The sequence below is a fragment of the Actinomadura alba genome (genome assembly GCF_014323705.1).
Taxonomy (GTDB): domain Bacteria; phylum Actinomycetota; class Actinomycetes; order Streptosporangiales; family Streptosporangiaceae; genus Actinomadura_C; species Actinomadura_C alba.
Genome location: NZ_JABVEC010000008.1, coordinates 147327 through 172775 on the forward strand (window position 1 = coordinate 147327; position 25449 = coordinate 172775).

Below are 25449 nucleotides of genomic sequence, written 5' to 3' on the forward strand. Positions count from 1 at the left end.
GGTCATGTTCCTTTCGAGGGGGTGATCGGGGTGAGGGTCGGGTCGAGGTGGAAGAGCAGCTGGGGCGCTCCGGTGTGCGGATGGTCGACGATCGTGACGTCGACGCCGAAGACGCGGCGGACGAGTTCGGGAGTGAGCACCTCGGCCGGCGTGCCGTCGGCGACCAGCGAGCCGGCGCTCAGTACCGCGATGCGGTTGCACACCGCGGCGGCCAGGTTGAGGTCGTGCAGTGCGACCAGCACGGTGAGTTGCGATCCGCGAAGGTAGGACAGCAGTTCGATCTGGTGGCGCACGTCCAGGTGGTTGGTGGGTTCGTCGAAGACCAGGACGCGGGGTTGCTGGACCAGGGCCCGGGCGATCAGGACCCGCTGGCGTTCCCCTCCGGACAGGGTCAGCACGCTGCGGTCGGCGAGGTGATCGATGTCCAGCCGACGCATCGCCTCCCTGCACAGGTCCTGTTCACGGCCGTTCAGGGGACGGTTGCCCCGAATGTGGGGGGCGCGGCCCAGTGCCACCAGTTCCTCGACGGTGAAGTCGAGGTCGGTATGGCTGTCCTGGGTCAGTGCCGCGATGACCTGGGCGCTGTCGCGCAGCTTGAGCGAAGCCAGGTCGGTGCCGTCGAACAGCACCGCGCCCGAGGTCGGGCACAGTGCCCGGTAGACGCACCGCAGTGCGGTCGACTTGCCGCTTCCGTTCGGGCCGACCAGCCCGACGACCTGTCCGGTCTCCACCTCCAGCCGCAACCGGTCGATGAGCGTACGGCCGGCGATCTCGACCGAGACATCCCGCAAGGACAACACCATTTACCGGCCTCCGAACAGGTATCCGCGGCGGCGCATCAGTGTGATGAACACCGGGACTCCGACCAGTGCCGTGATCACGCCCAGTGGCAGCTCCTCAGGCGGCACCAGGGTCCGCGCGAGCACGTCGACCCACACCAGAAAGCACGCCCCGGCCAGCGGGGCGATGACGAACACCCGGCGGTGAGTGGATCCGACCAGGATTCTGAGCATGTGCGGGAGGATGAGCCCGACGAAGGGGATCGCACCGCTGACGGCGACGATCAATCCGGTGGCGACGGCGGTGAGCAGGAACAGCCTGCGGCGCAGCGCCTGGGCGTCCACTCCGAGGCTGGCGGCGGTCTCATCGCCCATCGACAGCACGTCCAGGGCACGGCTGCTGCGCAACAGCACCACGATCGACACGACCACCGATACGGTCACCAGCGGCAGCGACTGCCACGACGCACCCCCGAGGCTGCCCAGCAACCAGAACAGCACCGTGCGGGCGGCTTGGGCGTTCGGCGACAGGAACACCAGCATGCTCATCACCGCCTGGAATCCGTACGTCAACGCCACCCCGGTCAAGAGCAGACGCAGCGGAGTGAGCCCGAGTGGCCCGCGCGCCGCGAGGTACACCAGCACCGTGGCGCCGAGCGCTCCCGCGAACGCCGCGGCCGAGATCGCGTACACGCCCAATCCGGCGAAGACCCCGAAGACGACGACGGCGGCGGCGCCCACCGACGCTCCTGAGGAGATACCGAGGACGAACGGGTCCGCGAGCGCGTTGCGCACCAGCGCCTGGATCGCGACTCCCACGACGCTGAGTCCCGCGCCGACGACCGCGGCCAGCAGCACCCGCGGCGTGCGCACATGCCAGACGATGGAGTATCCGGTGACGTCCTCCGCCTGGATGCTGCCGCCGGTGAGCGCGGCGATCAGGAAATGGACGACGTCTCCGGGCGGCACGACAGTGGGCCCCAAGGCGATCCCGGCCAACACCGAGAGCAGCAATGCCACGGACAGCGATACGACCGTCGTGGTCATCCGGCCACGGCCCCGCCGGCCGCCGCGAGCACCGTCCGGACTGGAGGCGGTGACCGGAGTGGAGCGGGCGGTATCAGGAAGTTCCCGGGTCACGGAGCGGTCCCCGCGGCGGCGGCCCAGGTACCGCAGACGATCGGCCGGCTCTTTGTTCTCTGCCGGGTTCTCACCCGGCTTGCGGTCGGAGGGGCGGATCTGGTCGGCATGCGAACTCCATCGGGTCTGATCCCGGCCGGGCATGGTGGCGTGAGTCGTGCCGTGCGTCACGGCATACGGGGCCGGGAATGGCCGAGCGTGGGGGGAAGGGCATCGGCGTGCGATCGGACGCATGATCAGCAGCCCGGCAGCACCTATGGGCGCGTCACGACAGCGAGCAGCCGTGAACCACCGGGATGAGGTCCGTCAGACCCGCATCACACGCCCATCGCGCGGGTCTCTCCGAGCACCTCGAACAGGCCGTCTCAGGCCGTGAGGCACTTCTTCGAGAGAGGAAGCCGCGCGGGCGGCCCGCGCCTGACCATGATGTGCCGCAGGACGCGGGAGTGCGGGGAGGGCGGCCGGCGCCATACCGGCGTCGACCACGTCAAAGTGCGTACCGGCTCCGGCGCCGGCCAGAGCAAGGGGCGCAGGACCCAGCCCGCCAGGCGGCGGACGAGGCCGCACAACCCGGCCTCGCCACACTCGAGCCACCACGCCGTCACGAGCCCGGCCACCGCGTGCATCAGCAGCATCGACAGGCCGGGGAAACCCCCGTGCCCGTCCATCGCGGACACCTGCCCGCCAGTGGCCACGTGAAGAAGAGGCTCCATCGCGGGCATCGGGGACAGCCACGACAGCAGCACATGCAAGACGACCTGGCAGACGCCCACGGCGGGCAAGATCGTCGCCACCGTGTGCTCACGCCCGGTCAGCGCCAGGGCGATCAGGAAGATCGCTACGAAGGCGACCAGCAGGGCCGGCCGATGCACTGACCCGCCTCCCCAGGCGTGCCCGGCAGCGCCCAGTACGCTGCACGCCGCGGAGAATCCCGCCGCGCGCACCCAGCGCACCGCCGATGACAGGCCCATAGCAGGTGAATCTTCCCAACGGCCGCACGTCTGAGGCAAGAGAGGTCCCTGTCCATTCACCAGGGTCCTTGTGCAGCCCGTGCGGCAGCTGGGCGAATACCCTTGACGGATCACATGATTGTCATATCATCGCGATATGGCGATTGATTCTGAGTGTGGATTGACTTCCCTGGATGGGCTGGCACCGGCGGCTGCGCTGTTCCACTCGTTGGCCGACCCGGTACGGCTCTCGATCGTGCAGCGGCTGGCGTGTGGCGAGGCCCGGGTGGTCGACCTGACCCGTGAGCTTGATCTGGCGCAGTCCACGGTCTCCAAGCACCTGGGCTGCCTGCGCGGTTGCAAGCTGGTGGACTACCGCGCCGAGGGCCGCCAGTCGTTCTATTTCATCGCCGCCCCCGAACTGCTGGACCTACTGCGCTCGGCCGAGCATCTGCTGACCGCCACCGACCGCGCGGTCGCGCTGTGCCCGACCTACGGCATCGGCTCCCCGGACGAGCAGACCACGCAGCGGGTAACCGGAACGGTGGCATCGTGACCACCACGCTGACCCTGGGGCCCTCGCCCGGCCGCCGGGCCGTGCTGGCCCGGCGGGTGCGGTGGCTGGTGGCCGCCACCATCACCTACAACCTCAGCGAGGCCGTCGTGGCGATCACCGCTGGGACGATCGCCTCATCGGGGGCGCTGGTTGCCTTCGGGCTGGACTCGGTGATCGAGGTGGCCTCGGCCGCCGCGATCGCCTGGCAGTTCTCCGCCCGCGACCCCACCGTCGTCGAGCAACGCGAGAAGCGGGCGCTGCGGATCATCGCGGTGTCGTTCTTCGCCCTGGCCGCCTACGTCACCGCCGACTCGGTGCGCACACTGCTCGGCTCCGGCGATGCAGAGCACTCCACTCCCGGGCTGGTCCTGGCCGCCCTGTCCCTGGCGATCATGCCCGCATTGTCGTACGCCCAGCGCCGCACGGGGCGGGAACTGAGGTCGGCCAGCGCGGTCGCCGACTCCAAACAGACACTGCTGTGCACCTACCTGTCAGCCGTGCTGCTGGTCGGCCTGGCGGTCAACAGCCTGCTCGGATGGGCATGGGCCGACCCGATCGCCGCACTGATCATCGCCGCTGTCGCCGTCAAGGAAGGCCGCGAAGCCTGGCTCGGGAACGCCTGCTGCGCCCTGCCCGCCGCAGCCGATGACACGGCCGGTGACGCGACCGCCCAGCGTGCCGACACAACAGAGAAATCGGCGTGCACATCGTGCGGGCCCGGCTGCGCCTGCTGCTCCTGACCGCGCGGCCCGGACCTCACTCCGCCCGCTCAACCTCCCCAGCCGTCAAGAAGAACGCCACGGCCGTCCGCATCGAAGAGCTCTCGTGGCCGCCCTCAGGAGCCACCCCGCCGGGAGCGTGCCCGAATCCGAAGCGCGTAAGTCACCAGAGCGCGAACCGGCGCGGGCGGGCAGCGTACTTCCAGGGCCGTGCGCAGTGGCTGGTCCAGCAGCGAAGCGGCCACCGCCGGAGCGAGCGCAGCCAAGGGGCCGGGCAGCCGGGCAGCCAGCAGGCCCCTGCTGGCAGCCTCCCAGAGCGCGCGACCCGCCTCGCTGGGCGCGAAGCAACGGCTCTCGAAGCCGCGCATCCAGCTTTCCACGTCGACCAGGTGACCGCCCGGGGGGTCGGGCAGGCCGAGGGCATCCGACAGGCCCAGATGGAAGGTGTACGCCGCGTCCCGTTCCTCACCCGTGACCGCCCGGTATCCGTGGCCGTCGATGAACCGCAGCGGGCACACAGTGAAACAGGCCAGGACATACTGCATCAGTTCAGGCGTGATTCCGGGCCGGTCGTGAACCCGGCGAAGCCCGTCGACGATCCTCCGCCCGCCGGCACTGTCCAGCCCTTGTCCGATCAGGGTGAACATGGCCGCCCCCGTCGCCTTGGCCCGACCGCGCGGCTCGGTGGTCATCCGGCCGGTGCCGTGCAGCACTCGGGCGATGTCCGGAATGCCGAAGGTCCGGACGAAGCCCAGGGTGAGCCCGACTCGGGACTCCTCCGGCATCGTCTCCAGGACGAGCCGTGCGTAGGCGCGGTAGGCGCCGTGCATCCCTGTGGTCATCCGGTCGCGGTGACGACGGTCAGCGCCTCGCCGGTCACAGGCGCATACAAATTGCGGACCCGAAACTCGATTGAGTAGCTCTTCCCAGATCTCGCCAACACTTTCCCTTTTGGACGACCCCGATCTCAGTGGAGTCACTGTCCGGAAGCTTCGGGGCACCTCGGACATGCCGTAGCGCAGGTAACAGCGCACCCCAATGATGATTGCCTCGGCGTATTTTGTCGCATCGGCCCGCTATCGTGCCTGCGGTCGGTACGGGACGGGTTACGACGGGGGCGCACCACATGCGGAAAGCGACGTGACAGACGAACTCGCCCCGATCAAGGGAAATCCCCGCCTGTCGGACCTGCGTCGTCTGCTGGCGGAGGAGCCGGCCGACCCGGAGGTGGTGGAGCAGGCCCGGCGACGCAAGGAGTCCGCACTGCTGGACTTCGGGGTCGGGCAGAGCGTGGTGGCGTCCTGGTTGTACGCCAAGTGCCACCACCACATTCCGACCATCGCGATCCCCACCGCCGCGGTGGTGGCCACCGGCGACGGCAGCTGCGCCCTGCTCTACAACCCGTACTTCTTCATGGAGCTGGACTTCGACGGGGTCAAGTTCGTGCTGTTCCACGAGGCCCGGCACCTGATGCACCGGCACCTCTACGTGGACGAGGATCTGCGTACCGACCCGGCGTTCACACTGGCCGCCGAGGTGGCCATCAACCACGTCGCCCTGCGCCGGCTGAAACAGTCCGGCCTGCCCACGATTCCGGTACGCGCTCGGTCCGACGACGGGGACGCCGATCCGACTGGCGGCGGTGGAAAGAGCAACGGGGCGCGAGAGCCGGTCGGCGTCGACCCGGGGCTGATCTACCAGGCGTACCGGGAAGATCTGCGGCGGCAGGGCCTGTCCCCGCTGCCGTACGACGAGTTCAGTTACACCGACCTCACGGTGTACGGCGAGTTGCGCCGGATGAAGGCGCTCAACGAGCCCGTTCCCGCGTACTGCATCCACCTGCAAGGTGACCCGGGCGATGATGACCGGGATGGCAACCGGAGCAACACGGCCGGTCGGTCGGGCGTCCCGATGGACGCCGAGACCGTGGAGCAGCTGGGTGGCGAGGTACTGCGCGAGGTGATGCAGGCCGCGCTGCGGGGGAATCCGGCGGCGCGCGGCGAGCTGCTCGACCTGGCCGACCGTACGGCCGACGGCGGGGAACGGCTGGACCGGCTGTGGGGCGGCCTGGGCCTGAACAAGCTGCGCGGCACCACCCCGAGAACCCGCCGGGTCGACTGGTGGCAGCGGTGGTTGACCGACGTGCTCGCCTCGAAGCTGGACGAGAGCGACCGGCTGATCTACCCGAAGAAGCACGGCGCGATAATGCTGGCGCTGGGCCACGACCCGATGCTGACCCGACGCGGACCGGAGCGGACGAAGGTGGTGCTCATCGCGCTCGACACGTCGGGATCGATGCCCGACTCCGTGGTCGACTGGCTGACCACCCTGGTCGGGCAGACCGACGGGGTGGAGAGCCACTGGCTCGGCTTCGACGGCGTCGTGGTGCCGTTCGTACCCGGGGAACGGGTGCTGGGCGGAGGCGGCACCAATTTCCAGAACGTCGTCGACTACGCCGAGGGCAGGCTCGAGGTGAACGGCAAGCGGTTCGAGGTGGAACCCGACGCGATCATCATGGCGACCGACGGGTACGCGCCCCACGTCACCCCCGCCGACCCCGACCGATGGATCTGGCTGATCACCGACAACGGCGATGACTGGCCGGAACGGCATCACCCCCCGATGGCCTGCCACCGGGTCACGCCCGAACGATGACCGAGGAGAAGAATTCAGTGGTGGCCGCTGCGGAACCGTCCCAGGTGGACCGAGAGACCACGCCGAGGGAAGGCCGATCCGGTCGAGGCGGGAAGCCGGTCGTGGGGCGGCAGTGGAAAGCCACCGCCACCTATCCGGACCCGCCGGAGAACGGCCCTACGGCGAAGCTCGAGAAGTTCATCGACGCGATGATCGCCACCGGCCAGACCGGGCAGATCTTCGGCGAGCACGGCATCGGCAAGACGTCCACGTTCGTGTCGTATGTGCCGAAGCGGTTTCCCGGCACCACGCTGGTGGTCATCCCCGCGGCCAACCTCACCCCGGACGACCTGCTGGTCAACGCCCCGGTACGCGACGATCGCAGCGGAGAGCTGGTGCTCCGCCAGCTCGTCATGCGGCAACTCGTCCCGGGCAAGCCGTTCGTCCTGCTCATCGACGACTCGTTGCAGGCCGGCAACACCGTGCAGTCGCAGCTCATGCAGATCGCCTGCAACTGGACCCTGGGCGAGTACGACCTGCGCGAGCTGGGCTGCGTCGGGGTGTTCCTCACCGACAACGAGTCGCTGGCCGAGACCAGCGTACGCCGGTCCGACCTGGCGATTCTGGATCGGATGGTCACCCTCCGGCTGACCGCGAACGACACCGCGTGGCGACTGGCGTTGGCCGAGCGGTATCCCGACTGGGATCTGCGTGAGGTGTTCCGGCAGTGGGCCTCCCTCAGCCCACCCCTGCGCTACCTCCTCTCGCCGCGCACGCTGCAGCACGTACTCGACTGCGCCCGCGCCGGGTTGCCGCCGGTCTGGGGACTGCCGTTGCAGAACGGCCGGCGGCTGGCGCTGATCGAGGAGCGGAAGGACGGTAAGCCGGGCCGGGACCGCACCACCGAAGTGCTCGACGGCATCGCCGCGGCGGTCGGGGCGAGCAACCCGGCCACCGTGGCCGACCCGGTCCGGCGCATCCTCCGGGCCGCGATGACCCACCGCTGGGCGGTCCTGCTGCAGGGGCCGCCAGGGTGCGGCAAGACGGAGATCACCAAGCAGATCGCCCGGGAGGAGACAGGCCGCGAACCTGTCTATTTCTCGCTGCCGGTGACCAACGTCGAGGACCTGTGCGTGCCAGTGCCCAGCCCGGACGGGTCGCTGGACGCCATGCTCGCCCGGTCGCTGCTCGACCCGGAGCCCAAGGTGCTGATCTGGGACGAGTACAACCGGCCGAAGGACAAGGCGACCTTCGCCAAGCTGATGGAGATCACCCAGGAGTGGACCCTCGCCGGACGCCCGATCCCGGGCCTGCGGGCGCAGGTGGCGTTGCAGAACCCGCCGTACCACCTGGGCCGCAAGTTGCTGGTCGCAAGCAACAACGTGGCCCAGGCCAGCCGGTTCACGGTCAGCTACGAGGTACACCCGGAGGACATCCCGGCCAACGAGTGGCTGATCTCGACGTACGGCGAGACGGCCGAGACGGTCCTGGAGTGGTGGAAGAACGACATCGACGACGAGGGCCGGGACTGGATCACCAAGCGCACCCTGGAGCGGCTGATCAAGCTGCACCAGGCGGACATGCCGTTGGAGTCGGGCCTGATCTACCTCGGCGACGGCGAGTACGCCCCGGTGCCGCTGTCCGGGCTGGAGGCCCGGCTGGCCGACCGGCCGAGCATCGGCCTGGTCGAGATCGCCAGGAACTGCTCGAGCTGGGAAGCCCGACTGTCGACCGCGGCCGAAACGACCGAGGAGGGCACCAACGACACCGACCTGGTCCACCAGGTGTTCTCCAACGCCGAGGTGTCCCAGCTGGAAAAGCATCTCGACGTGGTGGCCCGGCTGCTGCCGTACCTGCCGCCGAAGCTGCGGGCCACCTACCTGGTCGGGCAGACTCGGGAACGGCAACGCTTCTGGGTGGCCGCCCTGGCCCGGATGGCCGAACTGTCCACGCTCGGCTAAACAGGGGCCGGGGCGGTGGCGTCCTCGTCCTCGTCCTCGTCCTCGTCCTCGTCCTCTTCATCGTCGCATTCGCAATCGCATTCGCAGTCGCCGTCGCACACGCAGTCGTCCTCGTCGCAGTCGCAATCGCAGTCACAACCGCAATCGCAGACGTAGTCCTCCCAGTGCTCGTCGATGTCGTCCAGGTCGAACGGGAGGATCATCGGGACGGACACGGTGGACCGCTCGTGGTTCACCATCCAGGAGTTGCGGAAGAAGTCGAACTTCAGGTGGTAGCAGCCGGCGGACTCGGCGAACAGGATCGGCGGGACGAGGAAGTGCGCGACGTCGACGGTGGCCGCGGTGGCGACGTAGTTCTCGGCCGGGGGAAACGGGGGGCCACCCTGGCAGGAGGCGAAGTTCACCGGCGTCAGTGACTCCTTGCCGAGAACGTGGATGCGGTTGCCCTCAATGACGAACTTGTCCGGATCAAGAAGTACGTCCTCGCCGAGCATCAGGATCGGCGCAGGCAAGACGTCCGCCTTCGCGGAGTCCTGGGCGCGCGTGTAGTGCTCGATGATGTCGGCGTTGCGCGTGGTGTCGAAATTGGGGCCGAGTATGCCCCCGTCGCAGATCCCACAAGCACAGTCGGGCAGCTCACCGCTGTTGGGCTGCTCCGGCTCGGGGAAGAGCATGGATTTGTCGAACGGCGGGACGGCCGACCCGCCGCGCTTGTCCTGAAGGAAGGCGGGGATCCAGGCGGTGTCGTCGGCCTCGATCACCTCCGACTCACACAGGGCGCGGAAGGCGGTGTCGCCGAGCTTGCAGTTGAAGTAGTCCAGAAGCGTGATGGCGGCGCACTCGGCCGGCGTGAGTTCGTCGCTCTTGGCGAACCAGAAGTCATAGCCGTTCGCGACGAAATGCACGCCGTGGAACCGCTTGTGGACGAAAGGCTCGCGGGCGGCACCAGGGGCGAGGCCGTTCCAGTGCGCGGCGGCGACCTGGTTGAAGTAGGCGTCGGCGTGACGGGCGAGCTCGGGGGCGAAGACGCTCTCGCCGGTCAGGTAGCACGCCTTGCTGAACAGCGCGCCGATCTCGGGATCGTGCGTGACCTCTGGATCGGTGAAGACGAGTTCGGTGCGCAGGAAGACCTTGCGGCCGTCAAGGTAGGGCGCGCCCTCGTGCTCGTACCGCTGATCGAAGATCACACAGGTGAAGGGCCCGATCTTCTCGAGTGCGGCGCCTCCGACAAGGTCGAGGGCGGGCTCGGCCGAGCCCCCGGTGAGGTAGAGCAGGAGCGTGTAGCGGGAGACGTGCCGGCGGGCGGCATCGTAGTAGGGAGTGTCACGGTGGCGGTGGAAGCCGGCGTCGCCGGGCTCGAAACGGTTGCAGCGGAACACGGGGTTCACGTGCGAAAAGCGGTCGAGCAGCGACTCCGGCATCGCCTTGGCCACCGCTTCGGTGAGCGCCTCGGCGAGCAGTGCCGAGTGGAAGATGAAGCGCTCGCCGCCGCGCGAGCCGGAGTTGAGCGGCGGGACGTAGAGGTCCAGCGAGTCAAGATGCTCAAGGCGGGCGCGGGCATCGGCCGACAGCTCCAGCGAGAACGAGTACGCGTCCTTCGTGAGCTTCACGCGCTCGGTGAGCTCGAGCTCCAGCGGGGCGTCCGCGAACCGGTGGTCGAGCGGAAGGATGTTCTCGAACGTGCGGAACGACAGCTCGCGCGGGTCGACGAAGACGGCCGCCAGGTACGGCGCGGCCTCGCTGGGCCGGGCGAACAGCTCGCGCACGCCAGCGTCGATCCGCTCGGCATCGACGAAGCGCACCGCCTTGAACCGCGCCGTCGGATGCCAACTGATCGCGAGCCCGTCGACCGTCGCGGTGGGCTCGGTGTCGGTCGCCTCGACCAGGGCGCGGTATCGGTCGACCTCTTCGGCCGGGGCCCGGCCGGTCGACAGGTCGAAGAAACGATCGCGGAGCTCGACGCTCACACATTCCTCCAGTAGCTGCGTAGCGCGGGTGGGAGCCGGGGGGCGCACGCGAGCATCTTCGCGCCGGCGTCCCCGACGTCGGCGCGGTTGAGGAGTAGCCGCCTGAGCGAACCGATGAACGGCGCCTCGAGCAAGGCCTCCACTCCCTCCGCGCCGATCTCGTTGTATCGCAGGTCAAGCTCGGTCAGGTTCTCGAAGCGTCGCAGCGCGCGCATGCCCTCCGCGGCGAGCAGGTTCCGCTGGAGGTGCAGGCGGCGGACACCGCTGAAGCCGGGGGACGCCGCGAGAGCGGCCAGGCCGGCATCGCCGACGCGGCTGTACCGCAGGTCGAGCGCCTCGGTCCGCCCCATCGCGGTCGAAGCGCCGAAGTCCTTGGCATCGGACGCCTCGAAGCGAAAGTAAGTCGAGACGGCGAGTGCCTCGGCACCGATCGCGCCGATGCGCAGGTACGAGAGATCCAGCTCGACGAGCCGACCGAGGTTGAGCGTCGCGAGGACACCGGTGTCGATGGACGGGGACGGCGTCGGCTCCTCGGCCCCGTCGGGATCGCCGTCCCAGTAGGCCTCGTCGTCGTTGGCGGCCGGCGCGATCCGCAGCGCGGTCACGAAGGGCGCCCGCAGGGCCTGCTCGATCAGCACGGGCGCACTGTCGGACCATTCGACGGCGACCTTCGTGGCGAATCCGTACCGGCGCGCCAGGACGGTCGCCCCCGGTGGCAGCGCCGCGTCCCAGCTCTGCCGGTGCTCCTTCACGAGCGCGGCGATCTCGTGTTCCAGGGCCTCGCGATCGGTGGGGCGGGCGCGCGCGTGGCGCTGCTCAAGCCCGATCAGCGCGCCGCGAGCGTCGCCCTGCTCGGTGAGCCAGTCGCCGTAGACGCGCCACGAGGCGGGGTCGTCGGGCTGATCCCGCAACGTCTGTTCGAGGGCCGCAGCTTTCACCGAAAGATCGTAACAGCGGCGGTAGACGGCCACCCGCAGTTTTGTTAAAGACCCTGAAGCCTGGAAGAGCAGAGGTCATGCCTTGGCCGAGGAAATCTCCGGATGAGCTGAGTGAATGCGCGGTGAGAATGGTGTTCGAGTTGCACCGGGAGACGATTCGGTGTCGAGCCGGTCTGCGCGGCCTTGGGATTCGCGCCGTCCATCTCCCATACAGCGACGAAATGCGAGCGCGTGGCGGACAGTTCACCGGAGAAACCGGTAACCGGATCAAGGCGGAGATATGGACGACTTGCTGATTGAATTCTGTCGAAGCGGAACACTGGGCCCAGTGGCCTTGGGCATGTCCCCGTCCGACGTGGTCGAACGGATCGGGAAGCCCAGCAGGATCAAGAACGGGCAAGGTGACGATTGCTTCCAAAGGTACAGCTATTCTCCACTCGAACTCTCGATGAGATGTTTTGCCAGGGACGCCAAGATCCGGCATGGGGCCGGGCGTGACCTGGCACTTGCCTCCATCACGATCCAACTCAACGACGGCGGACCACTCATCCTCCCCGACGTCATCGCCCGCAGACCCATCACCGCCACTCCCCTGCAACTGGGAGACGCGCATCGCCTCCTCACTGACCGCGGCGTCGAAATGACCCGCGACCACGACCAGATGCTGATGCGGACCCTCGATGAGGCAAGCATCCACGTGGTCAGTGATGAGGACGGATTCGTACTGGAGATCTCCGCCAGATGGCGACCCCGGCCCGGCGACTGGTTCTACTCCGAGGAGAACGAAGCGGGCATCTGGGTGAGCGACACCTCCAGAACCTAAGCCCGAGGATGGGCCACCTCCCACCCTTGGGACCACCCGCTGCTGCGGAATGATCCTTGAGTGGCGGTGCTGTTCCCTGTGAGCGGCCGACGAAGTCACGGAGCAATCAAGTCAACCGGCAGGCCGGTTCAAGCGTCTTCCCTTCGCGTGAATGATCACGCGACTGCCGAGCATCGACCGCCCTACAGGTGAACAATTGCGACGTATCCCCCTGCTCATCGTGAGCGCGCTCTCCATCGCGTTCACGCTCATCGCCGCTCCCGTGGGCGCTCACGCCGAGATCGTGTCGTACGCCACCGGCGCGCACAACACCAAGGACCAGCCGGATGTCCTGAAGGTCTTCTTCAAAGGCGACACCGACATCAAGTCAGTCAAGGCCGTCCTCATGCCGGATCGGAACACCGACAAGCCCGTCATCGAGGTCACCGACTTCACAGTGAGCCGGAACGGTATCGATTCGGTGGCGTCGGCGACCGTTCGGCCCGGCTTCATGGACATCTTCCAGGTCAGCATCGAGGCCTATGACACCAAGGACAACAAACTCGACGTCGCCACCGGCTGGGGCAGCACCGGCTATCGGTTCGACTGGGTCATCTGGCCGGCCATCGAGTTGGCCGCGGACCCGGCCGCCCCGGATCGGGATCACCGCACCGTGACTCTGAGCGGCCGCGTCACCGGCCTCTGGCCCACCACCGGAGAGACAACACCGCTACCGGCGCGTCAACTGACCATCCTGCTCATGCAAGGCGAATCCTCCTCGCCGAGGGTCACGGCCACGACCGGGGAAGACGGCCGCTTCAGCACCACGATCCAGCCCGACAGGCGAAACCTGCGGGTCATGGCAACGACCAACTGGGATGCGGTCAACGAGCCGGACCTCGCATTGGCGTTCTCGGACACGGTGAACGTGAACGTCCGCCCGACACGGACCCGCATGTCGGCGACGGTCGACAAGACGCGAGTCCCGGCAGCCGCCACGGTGACCGTCACCGGCACCCTCGAGCGGCAGACTGGGGACGTCTGGGAGTCGATGGCCGGGCAGAAGGTCCTCGTCGACGCCTACGACTCCGATGGCGACCGGGTGCCCGACAAGGCCAACGGCGAGGCCACGACCGACGCCACAGGTCGCTTCTCCGCCACCGTCCAGGCCCGGTACACCCACGAGATCGAAGTCCTCTACAAGGCGCCGGACATCTTCTACGAGAACTCCTCGGCCAAGACCTCCCGCCTCACGGTTCCGCGCGAGACCAAGATCAGCTCTTTCAGCACATCCCTCAACCAGTACGCCGAGCTGTCGGTCAAAGGCAAGATCGACGTCGTGGGCGACACTTGGGGGGTGCGTAGCGGGACGCCGATTCTCATCGAGTACTCCGGGAACGGAAGGACGGGCTGGCGCCTGATCAAGACCCTCAAGACCTCGGGCTTCGGCGACTTCTCCGGAACCTTCTGGGCACCAGCCGCCGCGGGCTACTACCGGGCGCGGTACGTCGAGACCAATGACTACTACGCCTCGGTCAGCCCGGTGAAGTACGCGCGGCGGTACGAGACCCGCGTGGCTGGGCTCAACGCCTCACCTGAGCCGGTGCGCAAGGGACGCCCGGTCACGGTGACCGGCACCCTTCAGCACCGGAACTCTTCGACATCGTCCTGGACCGGGTTCCGCGGCCAGAAGGTCTCCGTCATCTTCCGCTTCTACGGAAAGAAGACGTGGTACCTCATGGCGAGCACGACCACCGACTCCCGGGGCCGGTTCACCAGGAGGATCAACGCCCCGGGCAGCGGCACGTGGACCATCGCCTACTACGGGGACAAGTACCACTTCTCCACGTCCCCGAACGGCGACTACGTCAGCGCACGCTGACCGCCGCAGGCGAAAAAAGGGGGGCCGTCCTCAGGCAGGGCGGCCCCCTTCTCGTTGCCAAGGGTGGAGGCGGCGCCGCCAGCCTTAGATGACCAGGGTGTCCTCGTTCACTTGGAGCCCTCCGTGATTTCGGTGAGGTCGGCGAGGATCTCGGAGGCGGTCACCGGGTCCAGCTCGCCGAGCGGACGCGCGTCACGGCTCCCGTAGTGGTGGTCGCTGGGCCCGTCCCCGAGCCAGATCTCGCGGAGGCGCTGCTCGGGGTCGTAGTCCACGATGCCCACCTGGATGCCGGGGTCGAGGTTGACGACCAGGTGGAGGCCGCCTGGCACGGGCCGGGAAATCCACCGTTCGGTGCCGTTGTCGAGGGGCTGACCGCGTTCCCAGCCGCGTCGCGTCAGGCCGAGGACCTTGCCGAACGGCACGCTCACGTCCTCGAAGCGGGCCAGCCGCACGGCCTCCCGCTCCTCCTCGGTCAGCCCGTACACCGCGCGTCGGAGCTGTGGGAACGGCTGGGTCAGCTCGTAGTCGGCGAACACCTCCGACCAGGCGTCCAGTGTCTCCCCCAGAGTCAGCGGATGCGCCAGGGCGATCACCGCCGTGGTGGAGGCCGGGGCCAGCGTCTCGTCCCCGACGTCGGCGAACGTGCGGTCCTCGGCCAGCCGGAACGGCACGCCGTCGCATGTCCACACCAGCCGCCGCGCGATGTGCCAGATCAGCGGGTGCCGCACGAACAGGTCGCCGAACTCCTCCAGCGTCCAGGTGCGGCCCGTGACCATCGCCTGTTCGAGCCGCTTGATCTGGTCGCCCGCGACCGTCCGCACGTTCTTCTTCAGCTCGCCGAATGCCCGGTAGGCATCGGGGGCGAGCCCGGAGTCGTCCTTCGCGCCCGGCTTGGGCAGGGCCTTGAGCCACTTGCCGTCCTCGTCGGTCACGTACGGCCTGAGCGCCTCGTCGAAGCCCACACGGAACCGGCGCGGCCCGTAGTCGAGCGTCATGCCCCCGTCGGCGTCGAGGTCGAAGGTCGGCACGAGCCGGTCGGCGAGCTGCTCACCGCTGAGGCCGAGCCCGTCGGCGACCACGTGCATCTTCCACTGCGCGTACTCCTTGAGGCCGGTGAACTTCGCCTTCCGCGCGATGGCGTCGAGCAGCATCAGCGCCGTCTCGGAGCCGATCAGCGCGAGGACGTCCACGCCCTTGACGGCCTTGTGGTGACCGTTCTCGCCCGGCCAGGCGCGGATGATCGGGGTGAGGCGGCGCGCGGCCTCGTCATCGCCGAGCGAGCCCAGCGTGGTGAGCGCCCACGCGTCGTCGGGACGTTCTCCGTGCTCCTGCCAGCGTTCGAACAGATCCAATCCAAAGGCCGCCAGATGCGACCGCACCCGGGTCACTCAGGCTTGACCAGTGCGTTTCCTCGGGTGCGCAGCGCACCGGCGCATACGCGGGTCACACCAATGCCATAGCTCCAGCACGGCGTCTTCAGGGCGGGGCAGGCCGCCTCCGTTATCGTGGTTCGCCGATGACGTTCATAACTGGCGAAACAACGGTGCTGGGCAACCGCTATCGACTGATCGAGCGCGTCGCCGCGGGCGGGCAGGGCGAAGTCTGGCGCGCGGAGGACACCGCGCTCGGCCGCCAGGTCGCAGTGAAGCTGTTGCGCGCGGAGTACGCCGACAGCGTGGAGTTCCGCGACCGATTCCACCGTGAAGCCCGGCATGCCGCTAGGTTGTCCCATCCAGGAGTGGCCCAGCTCTTCGACTATGACGACGGGACGAGCGATACGCCGCCCTACCTCGTCATGGAATACGTGGACGGTGAATCCCTGTCGGCGACGATCGCCCGGGACGCTCCGCTGAGCCCGGAGCATGTGTTGGACGTCCTCGCTGCGGTCGCGTCGGCGCTGGCCGTGGCGCATGCCGCCGGACTCGTGCACCGCGATATCAAGCCGGGAAACCTGCTGCTCGGCCGCGACGGGTCGATCAAGATCACCGACTTCGGGATCGCCCGGGCGGTGGACGCCATCCCGTTGACCCGGACCGGGACGCTGTTGGGCACGCCGCTGTACCTTGCGCCGGAGCAGGCCTCAGGCATGCAGGCCACAACCGCCAGCGACCTGTACGCCCTGGGCATCATCGCCTTCGAATCACTCACCGGTCGTCCTCCCTACCAAGGGCCCGCCGCTGCCGTGCTTCTCGCGCATCGCGATGCACCGCTCCCGACGCTGCCTGCGGCGGTACCGTCCGGGCTCCGTGACCTCGTGCTCTCGTTGACTGCCAAAAACCCGGCGATGCGACCGGCCGACGCAGCGGCCGTCGCCGACCGGGCCGCCCGATTGCGGGCAGAGCCCACGCCCGCGATCCCCGATCGGAGCAGGGCAGGCGGCCGGCCGACCGCATTCTCTGCCCCAACCGTGGTCGGTCACTCCTTCACACACGCGGAGCCGGCGGGACGGCCCGTACGAACCGCAACCCAGGTGCTGGCCCATCCCGCCGCCCAAGAGCCGCCACGGCTCCACCGAAGGCTTCCGCTCGTGCTCGGTGGACTTGCGATCGCCCTACTGGCCGCAGTGCTCGGCTCGCTGGCCCGGCCGTCAGCGCCAGCGCATCAGCCGACAGTGATCCAGAGCCAACCAGCCCCGACCACCTCCCACACACCCGAAAATGCCCTCCGTGAATCGCCCACCGTGCACCAAAAGCCGGTCCCACGCCCCAAAGGCCATCGCGCGAAGCCGCACAAACGTCGAAAATGAACGGCAGAGCGATCACCGAGCCCATCGCCGTTGAGCCCATGGCCGCTGAGATGGGGTAACCGGCCTCCAGCGTGCGCTAGCGCGCCCAGGCGCCGCCGACGCCGCCGCCCGTACCTCCTGCCTTCGGCGTCCTGTGGGCGGCGCTCCGACCAGTTCAGTCAACGGCTGTGACAAATCCGGCCACAGAGACGCTGTAAGTAATAGCGACGGAGCCTCGCCATCGCCCTCGCGTTACACGGTCGATGTGGGCGATATATCCGTCTATATAAGTTTTGCCTGCTATGTTACGGATGTTCGGCCAGCGAGTAGATGGAGCCGGGGGGCAGGGTGAGCTGAGCGACTGTTCGGGGTGGTGGGACTCAACCTGCACACGAGGGGCAGCAGGAGACCTGTCCGGCGCCCTTGGCCACCCCTGTAGGCGTCCTATCCGAGCCACCCCGCTCAACGTCGAGAAGGCCGAACCGCACGATGTCAACTACTGCTGCCGGGGGGCTCCACGCCCACTCCCGGAACACCACGAGGCTCGCCCAACGAACCTCCGCCTGGAAGCCGGGCATCTGGCCGTTCCTGATGCCGTTTCTGGTGCTGCTGGCTTTCGGGCTCTGGTCATACCAGCCCAGCAAGTCCCCGTTGAGCTGGGTGCTGACCCTCGTGTGGTCACTCCCGGTGATCGGTGTGCTCGTCGGCATTCAGGGCGCCCTGCTGATCCGGCGGCGCATCCGGGGCAGTTCGAAGATGGTGCCTCCCGCACCCGTCGAGAAGGACTTCTTGATCGTTTTGGTGCCGACGATCGGACGGCACGACACCTACCCGGCGCTGGAACGCTCTGTACTCTCCTACGTGGAGCATTTGCCGGAGTACTTCCCGTACATGAGAGTGGACGTCCTCACCGAGGAAGGGTGCGAGGCGGCCGCGGCGATCGACAGGCTCGGCATGTCCAGCCGGCTGATCCGCGTGGTGACCGTACCCAAGCCCTACCGGACGCCCAACGGCACCCGGTTCAAGGCCCGAGCCAACCACTACTCCCATGAGCTGCGGATCGCCGAGCGCGAAGCGCAAGACAACGTGTGGGTGCTGCACATGGACGACGACACCGGCGTGGGCCCGGACACGGCGGCCGCCCTGGCCCAGTTCATCAACCGCCAGCGCCGGGAACACCCCGACAAGGCCAAGCACATGGCGCAGGGCATCCTCACCTATCCGCGCGAGAACGCGGTCAACCTTTTCACCTGGCTCGCCGACGCCGTCCGGCCGGCAGACGACATCGCCCGGTTCCGCGCGCTCACCGGCATGGGTACGCCGGTCGCCGGTGTGCACGGTGAACTGCTGGTGCTCAGGGCATCCATCGAGGCCACCATCGGATGGGATTTCGGGCCCAAGGCGATCGTCGAGGACGCTCAGTTGGCCCTGACGTTCTGCCGTCGCTATCCAGGCCGCAGCGACTGGTTCAACGGTCGTTGCTACGGGGCTTCGCCGGCCACGGCCCGCGACTTCGTCAAGCAGCGCGAACGCTGGGCATGGGGGCTGGTCGCCCTGTGTTTCAACCGGACCATCCCACTGCGGTACCGCTGGTTCCTCGGCGTCTGCGTGGCGACCTGGATTCTGGGTCCGCTACAGCACATCGCGGCCGTCCTTTTCGTCGGCTGGCTCACCGGAGACCTGAACACCTCACCCGTGGCCCAGTCCGTCATCGTGCTGTGGTCTCTCAACTTCGCGTACGTCATCTGGACCTACTGGGAGGGGCTGCGGCTCAACGCGCTCGTTTCCCTCAACGGCAGGCGCAAGTGGTGGGAGCCGATGGCCGTGGTCGCCCTCATCCCGGTTTTCTCGGTTCTCGAAGGCCTCGGCGGTTTCAGAGGCTTCCTGAAGTTCGTGCGCCGCGAAGAGAACAAGTTCGTCGTGATCGCCAAGCCTGCCTAGCCGCCGGGAAGCAACCTACTGATGAAGCGTCGTTCCAAGCTGCCGCTGCTCGCGGCCCTGCCCGTCTTCGTCCTGACCGTCGTCATCGCGGCACCCCTGATACTCGGTAGCCACCCTGTGCGCTGGCAAAACGGCTCAGCGATGCCGCATCTCGTCGTCGGCGACCAGTCCAAGAAGGCCGACCCGGCCTCCACCTCGCCCACCAACACGCAGCCAACGGGGCGGGGTGTCCGCGTCGACCGAATATGGAAGCCCGGCATGCCCCAATGGGGCGTACAGACCTACTGGGAGGAGAATCGCAAGCAGTCGAACGCGTACATCGAGCGCAAGGCCGGAGAACTGGCCGACTACCTGATCGGCCTGCATGCCAACGCCGTCAGCATCTCCTTCCCCCTCTACACCGGCGGAATCACGTCGACGACGATCTCGCGCGGCGCCAAGACACCTTCCCCGCAGCGCATGGCGCGAGTGCTGCAGGTCTTCAATGATGCGGGACTGCGCACCACCATCCGGCCGATCATGGACGAGAAATCCCTCAACCCCCCCAGGGGCTGGCGCGGGAGCATCGAGCCGGCGAGCCGAGGCGCCTGGTTCGTGTCGTACTCGAGATTCCTCGCGCCCTATCTCCAAATGGCCCAGAAATCGAAGGTCACCACCGTTGTGGTCGGTACCGAACTCAACTCCATGGAGGGCGATCCCCACTGGAAATCGCTGGTCTCCAAGGCGGGGAAGATCTATTCAGGTGAGATCGCATACGACGCCAACTGGGACAACTACGTGGCAGGCCACGTCAACATGCCAGTGGATCATTTGGGTGTCGACGCCTACTTCCCGATCAAGGTACCGGACACCGCATCGGTCAACACCTTGGTCGCGGGTTGGAACACCTGGCTGGACAAGAAGAAACGCGGCCCTCTGCCCAAAATCGTCCTTTCCGAGGCGGGCATCGGGGCGATGAACGGCGCCTACCACGCGCCGGGTGACTTCTACACACGGCGGGCGGTGAACCCGAACGTCCAGGCCAACTGGTACACGGCGATCTGCAGGATCGTTCAGCAACGCAAGATGAGCGGCGTCTACTGGTGGTCCATCTACTTCGATGACGACCCCAACACCCCGCCCGACGACAGGGCTGCCTCCCGTCTCGACTTCGCGGGCCGTCCCCGAAGCGAAAAGGCCATCCGCACCTGCTTCACCTCCGACTACCCAGGACCCGGCACCCACAATGACTGAAGCCATCCTTCTCGTGGGCGGTCAGGGAACGCGACTGCGCCCCCTGACCAGCAACACCCCCAAGCCGCTGCTGCCCGTCGCGGGAGTTCCCTTCCTCACTCATCAGTTGAAGCGCGCCGCCGCCGCCGGGGTCACCCGCATCGTGCTCGCCACCTCCTACCTGCCCGAGCTCTTCGAAAAGGAGTACGGCGACGGCCAGAAGGTGGGAATCCGAATCGAGTACATCAGCGAGCCGCAGCCGCTTGGCACGGGAGGCGCGATCCGCAATGCCGCGGAACGCCTCGCATGCGGGCCCGACGAGCCGGTGCTGGTCTTCAATGGTGACATCCTCTCGGGCCTCGACATCGCGGGCCTGCGCGACGGGCACCGGTATTCGGGTGCCGACGTCACCTTGCATCTGACCCGGGTCGCGGATCCGCGCGCCTTCGGCCTCGTACCGACCGACGGAGACGGCCGGGTGCTGGACTTCCTCGAGAAGCCGGAGCATTCCGCGGACATCGTCACCGACCAGATCAACGCAGGCTGCTACGTCTTCACCCGTTCGGTCCTGGACCGAATTCCGGCCGGCCGGGTGGTCTCGGTGGAACGGGAGACGTTTCCCGGACTGCTTGCTTCGGGGGCGTACGTACGCGGCGTGGTGGACCACGGCTACTGGCTCGACCTGGGCACCCCCGCCGCCTTCATCCAGGGGTCGGCCGACCTGGTGCGCGGTCTGGTGGCCTCGCCGGCACTGCCCGGGCCACCGGGTGAGGCTCTGGTACTACCTGGTGCTTCAGTGCACCCGGGCGCCCAGATCAGCGGCGGCACGGTCATCGGTGAGGGCGCGCGGGTCGAGGATGGCGCCGTGGTCAAGGGCAGCGTGGTACTCGCGGGAGCACACATCGCCAAGGGCGCCCTGGTGCACAGCTCGGTCGTGGGGCGTCTCGCCGGCATCGGCCCTGGCACCACACTGGACGGCGTCGTCATAGGAGACGGCGCCGAGGTGGGAGCCGACAACGAACTAACTCCTGGCCTGCGGATCGACTGCCGAGTGGTGCTTCCCGCGCAGGGCGTACGAATCTCCGCGGCACGCGCATGAACCAGGGCTTCCCTTCACCAGACCTGTCTGACGCCTGATTCGGAGAGCGCCTCACCATGCGTGGCCAGCCACCGACCGACCACTGGGGCCCTGCACAACACTGGGGGCCCGCCGACGGCCACGGCCAGGGCCAGGGCCATGACCAGGGCCATGACCAGCGATACGGGTCAGCCCAACATCCGTACCAGCGGTCACAAGCAGTTCCGGCCCGGGAACCCCGGCCTGCCCCGGCGCCTCCTCAACGGGAGGAGAGGCCGACCGCTACTCGCGCCATGGCCCGGTACGCGGCCGTGGACGGTTTGCGTGGCATAGCAATCCTTTCGGTGCTGCTGTACCACACGAACTGGTTCAGGAACGGCCTCTTCGGCGTGGACGCCTTCTTCGTGCTATCCGGATTCCTGACCACCCTGCTGCTGATTCGCGAAGTGGAACGGAACGGCCGCATCCGAGTCGCGGCCTTCTACCGGCGCCGGTTCAAGCGGCTGATGCCAGGCCTGATGATCACCCTCGGTCTGGTCGTCGCCGTGGCATACGTCACCAGCCCCCTGAAAGAGGCCCGCAGCATCTCTGACCAGGCCCTCGGGTCGGTACTGCAGGTCGCCAACTGGGCCCAGATCGCTCGCGGCGACTCGTACTGGGACCACTTCGGGACGATCAGCCCGCTGTCGGCCATGTGGTCGCTCAGCATCACCGAGCAGTTCTATGTGGTCTGGCCACTCGTACTCGTAGTGGCCTTCGCATTGTTTCGCCGAGCGGTGCTACCCGTCGCCGTGCTGACCGTTCTGCTGTTCGCCGGATCCGCCGGCGTGGCTCCGTATCTATGGAATGGCAGCAACAGCGACTTCCTCTACCTGGCCACGCACACCCGAGCGGTGGCGTTCATGGCCGGTGCCGCCGCAGCCTTCGTGGTGTATCTGGCGCAGCGGCGTACGGCACGCCGTGGCAGGCAACCGAGCGGCGCCGTCACCGCACTGCTCACCGTGGTCGGCCTGAGCTCATTCGTCGGCATCGTCTTCTTCAGCGTCAAGGTCAGCACCTATCACGATGCGTGGCTGTACCAAGGGGGCTTGGCTCTCGTCGCGCTGCTGATAGGGGTGCTGACCGCGTCGCTGTGCATCGAGCGGGGGCCGCTGGTGAAGGCGTTGTCCCTCAAACCGCTGATGGAGATCGGCCAGATCTCCTACACCATTTATCTGTTGCATCTGCCGGTCTACTGGCTGCTGCTGATGGCGTGGCCCGACCTGAGACCGTGGGCGCTGTTCATCCTGGGGACCGGTCTCACCTGGCTGACATCGATGGTCATGCACTACTCGATCGAGCAGGTCCGGGTACGTGAGTGGCGCGCGTCCCGCGCGATACCGCTGTTCACGACGGTCGCCCTCGTGGTGGGCTTCAGCGCGTACTACCTCCCCGCCTACGTCGCGGATTCAATGCGTCCCGACGGGAAACCTCTGGTGCTCACGCTGGGCGACTCAATGGCGGAGGACTTCTCCACCGCCCTCAGCAAGCACGGGGACGGTTTCGCCGTGGCCGACGGCGGGCAAGGCGGTTGCGGCGTGATGTCGCCGGACAAGGTGCGCGACAAGGTCAACAAGGTCCTCGTCAACTGGGATGCCTGCCGTCGGTGGGAAACCTTCTGGAAAGACCAGCTAGAGAACTCCGGTCCGGACGCGGTCCTCATCCATGTCGGCTGGGACGCCGCCGAGCAGAACATCCGCGGCACCTGGCTTACCCCCTGTCACCCCGCCTACCGCACTCGCTATCTGAAACAATTGGCCACTGCCGTCGATCTCGTGCGCGAGGAAGCACCACAGGCGAAGATCCTGCTGATGAACGAGCGGCGCGAGAATGGCGCCATCAACGCGGACTGGGGCATCTGTTTCAACAAGGTGGTAGGCCAGTACGTCGCGAAGGCAACCCCAAATGTGCACCTCGTCGACCTGGACGCCTTCCTGTGCCCACACGGCAAGTGCCTGCAATACACGCCGACGGGCCAGCGACTCTACCCCGACGGCGACGGCGTACACCTCACCAACGCCGGTATGGGCTATGTGGAGCCCTGGCTGAAGAAGCAGATCTCCGCAGCGCTCGCCGGTACGGCACCGAAGAAATGACCAAAGATGGCGTCCGTTCCATGATCCAGTGGAGGCTTCGGGTGGTCGCTTTGTTCGTCATCTCTGTTCCGTCGTACTGTCGTGGGGGCAGCCGGGCAGGGTGATCGTCACTGCCAGGCCGCCGTCCTCGCGCGCGCGGGCGGTGACCTCGCCGTCGTGGGCGCGGGCGACGGAACGCACGATGGACAGGCCGAGTCCGGTGCCCTTGGCGGTGACCAGTCGGTCGGTGTCCAGCCGGCGGAACGGCTCGAAGAGCGCCGGGATCTCGTACGGCGGTACCACGGGACCGGAGTTGCTGACCACCAGCTCGACCCGGTCGTCGCCGTCGTCGCCGTCCCGGGTGCGGCTGGTGACCCGTACCCAGCCACCGTTTCCGATGTTGTGCCGGATCCCGTTCTCCACCAGGTTCTGCACCAGTCGTTCGAGGAGCAGCGCGTTGCCTGCGGTGGGCGCTTCGCCCGGCTCCTCGTACACGGTGATCCCGGCCTGTTTCGCCTCGAGGGCGGTCTGCGCTGCCACGTGGCCGACGACGTCGGCCAGGTCGACCGGCGCCCGTTCGGTGACCTCGTTCTCCGAGCGGGCCAGCAGCAGTAGGCCGGTGATGAGCCGCTCGTGCCGGGAGTTGATCTCCAGCAGGGTCTCGCCGAGCTGTTTGACGTCCTCAGAGGCCGACTTGCGGTGCATGGCCACCTCGACCAGTGCGCGGCCCAGGGTGAGGGGGGTACGCAGTTCGTGTGAGGCGTTGGCGACGAAGCGGCGTTGCCCGTCGAAGGACCGGTCAAGCCGCTCGATCATGATGTCGAAGGTTTCGGCGAGTTCCTTGACCTCGTCGTCGGGGCCGCGCAGGGCGATCCGCTCGTGCAGCTTCCGGTCGGCTGCCGGGGCCGCGGCGATCCGCCGGGCGGTGTCGGTGACCCGGTGCAGCGGGGCGAGCACCTGGCCGGCGATGAGCCAGCCGATGCCCGCCGCCGCGCCGCCGACCACGACGAGCGCGATCGCGCCCTGGGTGATGAGGGAGGTCGTCGCCGCGTCGTGGAGCCTGTCCCGCTGGTCGTTCATCCACCGCTGGAGTTCCTCGGGATCGGCACTGGTGGGCATTTCGCCGTCCCCGGTGTATGCGAACAGCTGCTTCTTCGTGGGTGCACCGGACTCCGTGGCGGAGGGGGTGGGCTCGGCGACCGTATCCGTAACGAGGACCCGCTGTCCGGGCCGGGTGAGCTGCTGGTTGAACAGCGTGTACGTGACGCCGAGCAGCACCATTCCGGCGACGAGGAACAGGCCGCCGAAGATCAGGGTCAGCCGGGCCCGCAGGGTGAGGCCGCGCGGCAGCGGCTTCCGCAGGCTCACGATATCCGGTACCCCACTCCCGTGATGGTCTCGACGACGGGCGGGTCGGCGAGCTTGCGGCGCAGTTTGAGGATGGTGAGCCGGACGGCACCGGTGAAGGGATCGGCGTGCTCGTCCCACGCCTTCTCCAGTAGCCGTTCGGCGGAGACCACGGCCCCGTCTGCGCGCAGCAGTTCGGCAAGCACGGCGAACTCCTTCTTCGATAGCGGGACATAGCGCCCGTCCCGGAACACCTCGCGGCGCGCCGGGTCCAAGGTGATGCCGGCGCGCCGCAGCACCGGCGGCGCGGCCGGACGGGAACGCCGCCCGAGCGCCAGAACGCGGGCGGCGAGCTCGGGGAAGGCGAAGGGCTTGGTGAGGTAGTCATCGGCGCCAAGGCTGAGGCCGGTGACACGGTCGGTGATCTCGGCCGCGGCGGTGAGCATCAGCACCCGCGCGGCCGACCCGGCCTCGACGAGTTCGCGGCAGACGTCGTCGCCGTGTACGGCGGGAAGGTCCCGGTCGAGAACGACCACGTCGTAGTCGTTGACGGTGACGCGCTCCAGCGCCGCTTCGCCGTCGTAGGCGAGGTCGACGGCGTGAGTCTCGTCACGCAGCCACTCCGCGATCGCGTCGGCGAGCAACGGCTCGTCCTCCACCACCAGCACCCGCATCCGTCCCGTTCCTTTCCCATGGGCGAGGAC

20 protein-coding genes are annotated in these 25449 nt (G+C 67.7%); 11 read left to right on the plus strand and 9 right to left on the minus strand.

The window, feature by feature from the left end; genetic code table 11:
* Positions 1-2: 2 nt before the first annotated feature.
* From HKK74_RS13225 to HKK74_RS13235, 3 genes are all read right to left on the minus strand, one after another.
* On the minus strand, positions 3-803 hold the full coding sequence (locus tag HKK74_RS13225; RefSeq protein WP_187243474.1) for an ABC transporter ATP-binding protein: 801 nt from the start codon (positions 801-803) through the stop codon (positions 3-5).
* On the minus strand, positions 804-2063 hold the full coding sequence (locus HKK74_RS13230; protein ID WP_376771524.1) for a FecCD family ABC transporter permease: 1260 nt from the start codon (positions 2061-2063) through the stop codon (positions 804-806).
* A 221-nt stretch (positions 2064-2284) separates the two neighbouring features.
* Positions 2285-2791, minus strand: a complete 507-nt coding sequence (locus tag HKK74_RS13235) for a hypothetical protein (protein WP_187243475.1) — start codon at positions 2789-2791, stop codon at positions 2285-2287.
* Positions 2792-3026: 235 nt separating this feature from the next.
* Here HKK74_RS13235 and HKK74_RS13240 point away from each other — a divergent pair, with 235 nt between their 5' ends.
* On the plus strand, positions 3027-3425 hold the full coding sequence (locus HKK74_RS13240; protein WP_187243476.1) for an ArsR/SmtB family transcription factor: 399 nt from the start codon (positions 3027-3029) through the stop codon (positions 3423-3425).
* Positions 3422-4165: a cation efflux transmembrane domain-containing protein gene (locus tag HKK74_RS13245; RefSeq protein ID WP_187243477.1), complete on the plus strand. Its 744-nt coding sequence runs from the start codon at positions 3422-3424 to the stop codon at positions 4163-4165. Before HKK74_RS13240 ends, HKK74_RS13245 begins: the two co-directional genes overlap by 4 nt.
* Positions 4166-4260: 95 nt before the next feature.
* Here the strand turns inward: HKK74_RS13245 and HKK74_RS13250 are convergent, their stop codons facing one another.
* The gene (locus tag HKK74_RS13250) at positions 4261-4986 is read right to left on the minus strand and encodes an oxygenase MpaB family protein (protein ID WP_187243478.1); all 726 of its coding nucleotides are present in this window, start codon (positions 4984-4986) and stop codon (positions 4261-4263) included.
* A 298-nt stretch (positions 4987-5284) separates the two neighbouring features.
* On the opposite strand from HKK74_RS13250, the gene HKK74_RS13255 reads away from it, so the two are divergent.
* Positions 5285-6799, plus strand: coding sequence for a DUF2201 family putative metallopeptidase (locus HKK74_RS13255; RefSeq protein ID WP_312881464.1), 1515 nt, complete (start codon positions 5285-5287; stop codon positions 6797-6799).
* Positions 6796-8739 (plus strand): ATP-binding protein, encoded by a 1944-nt coding sequence (locus tag HKK74_RS13260; RefSeq protein ID WP_187243479.1) that lies wholly within the window; start codon positions 6796-6798, stop codon positions 8737-8739. Before HKK74_RS13255 ends, HKK74_RS13260 begins: the two co-directional genes overlap by 4 nt.
* On the opposite strand, the gene HKK74_RS13265 is transcribed toward HKK74_RS13260, so the two are convergent.
* Together HKK74_RS13265 and HKK74_RS13270 are read right to left on the minus strand one after the other, a co-directional pair.
* Complete coding sequence (locus HKK74_RS13265; protein ID WP_187243480.1) at positions 8736-10706, minus strand: hypothetical protein; 1971 nt, start codon at positions 10704-10706, stop codon at positions 8736-8738. The two genes, HKK74_RS13260 and HKK74_RS13265, sit on opposite strands and share 4 nt — an antisense overlap.
* On the minus strand, positions 10703-11644 hold the full coding sequence (locus HKK74_RS13270) for a TIGR02996 domain-containing protein (RefSeq protein WP_187243481.1): 942 nt from the start codon (positions 11642-11644) through the stop codon (positions 10703-10705). Before HKK74_RS13270 ends, HKK74_RS13265 begins: the two co-directional genes overlap by 4 nt.
* 280 nt (positions 11645-11924) lie before the next feature.
* Between HKK74_RS13270 and HKK74_RS13275 the strand changes: the two genes are divergently transcribed.
* Together HKK74_RS13275 and HKK74_RS13280 are read left to right on the plus strand one after the other, a co-directional pair.
* Positions 11925-12467 (plus strand): hypothetical protein, encoded by a 543-nt coding sequence (locus HKK74_RS13275; RefSeq protein ID WP_187243482.1) that lies wholly within the window; start codon positions 11925-11927, stop codon positions 12465-12467.
* 196 nt (positions 12468-12663) lie between these two features.
* Positions 12664-14328, plus strand: a complete 1665-nt coding sequence (locus tag HKK74_RS13280; protein ID WP_187243483.1) for a hypothetical protein — start codon at positions 12664-12666, stop codon at positions 14326-14328.
* A gap of 107 nt (positions 14329-14435) precedes the next feature.
* Here the strand turns inward: HKK74_RS13280 and HKK74_RS13285 are convergent, their stop codons facing one another.
* Positions 14436-15707 carry a DUF4132 domain-containing protein gene (locus tag HKK74_RS13285; protein ID WP_187243484.1) on the minus strand — a complete coding sequence of 424 codons (1272 nt, stop codon included), beginning with the start codon at positions 15705-15707 and terminating at the stop codon, positions 14436-14438.
* 164 nt (positions 15708-15871) lie between these two features.
* Between HKK74_RS13285 and HKK74_RS13290 the strand changes: the two genes are divergently transcribed.
* From HKK74_RS13290 to HKK74_RS13310, 5 genes are all read left to right on the plus strand, one after another.
* Complete coding sequence (locus HKK74_RS13290; protein ID WP_187243485.1) at positions 15872-17074, plus strand: serine/threonine-protein kinase; 1203 nt, start codon at positions 15872-15874, stop codon at positions 17072-17074.
* A gap of 468 nt (positions 17075-17542) precedes the next feature.
* Positions 17543-18994, plus strand: coding sequence for a glycosyltransferase family 2 protein (locus HKK74_RS13295; RefSeq protein WP_187243486.1), 1452 nt, complete (start codon positions 17543-17545; stop codon positions 18992-18994).
* Positions 18995-19135: 141 nt separating this feature from the next.
* The gene (locus tag HKK74_RS13300) at positions 19136-20227 is read left to right on the plus strand and encodes a glycoside hydrolase family 113 (RefSeq protein ID WP_222722213.1); all 1092 of its coding nucleotides are present in this window, start codon (positions 19136-19138) and stop codon (positions 20225-20227) included.
* Positions 20220-21305 carry a mannose-1-phosphate guanylyltransferase gene (gene manB, locus HKK74_RS13305; protein ID WP_187243488.1) on the plus strand — a complete coding sequence of 362 codons (1086 nt, stop codon included), beginning with the start codon at positions 20220-20222 and terminating at the stop codon, positions 21303-21305. Before HKK74_RS13300 ends, manB begins: the two co-directional genes overlap by 8 nt.
* Before the next feature lie 272 nt (positions 21306-21577).
* Complete coding sequence (locus HKK74_RS13310; RefSeq protein WP_222722214.1) at positions 21578-23419, plus strand: acyltransferase family protein; 1842 nt, start codon at positions 21578-21580, stop codon at positions 23417-23419.
* Positions 23420-23476: 57 nt separating this feature from the next.
* Here the strand turns inward: HKK74_RS13310 and HKK74_RS13315 are convergent, their stop codons facing one another.
* A complete protein-coding gene (locus HKK74_RS13315; protein ID WP_312881465.1) occupies positions 23477-24766 on the minus strand; it encodes a sensor histidine kinase in 1290 nt (429 codons plus the stop codon).
* Positions 24763-25419: a response regulator transcription factor gene (locus HKK74_RS13320; protein WP_187243490.1), complete on the minus strand. Its 657-nt coding sequence runs from the start codon at positions 25417-25419 to the stop codon at positions 24763-24765. The genes HKK74_RS13315 and HKK74_RS13320 overlap by 4 nt, the downstream gene beginning before the upstream one ends.
* Positions 25420-25449 lie beyond the last annotated feature (30 nt).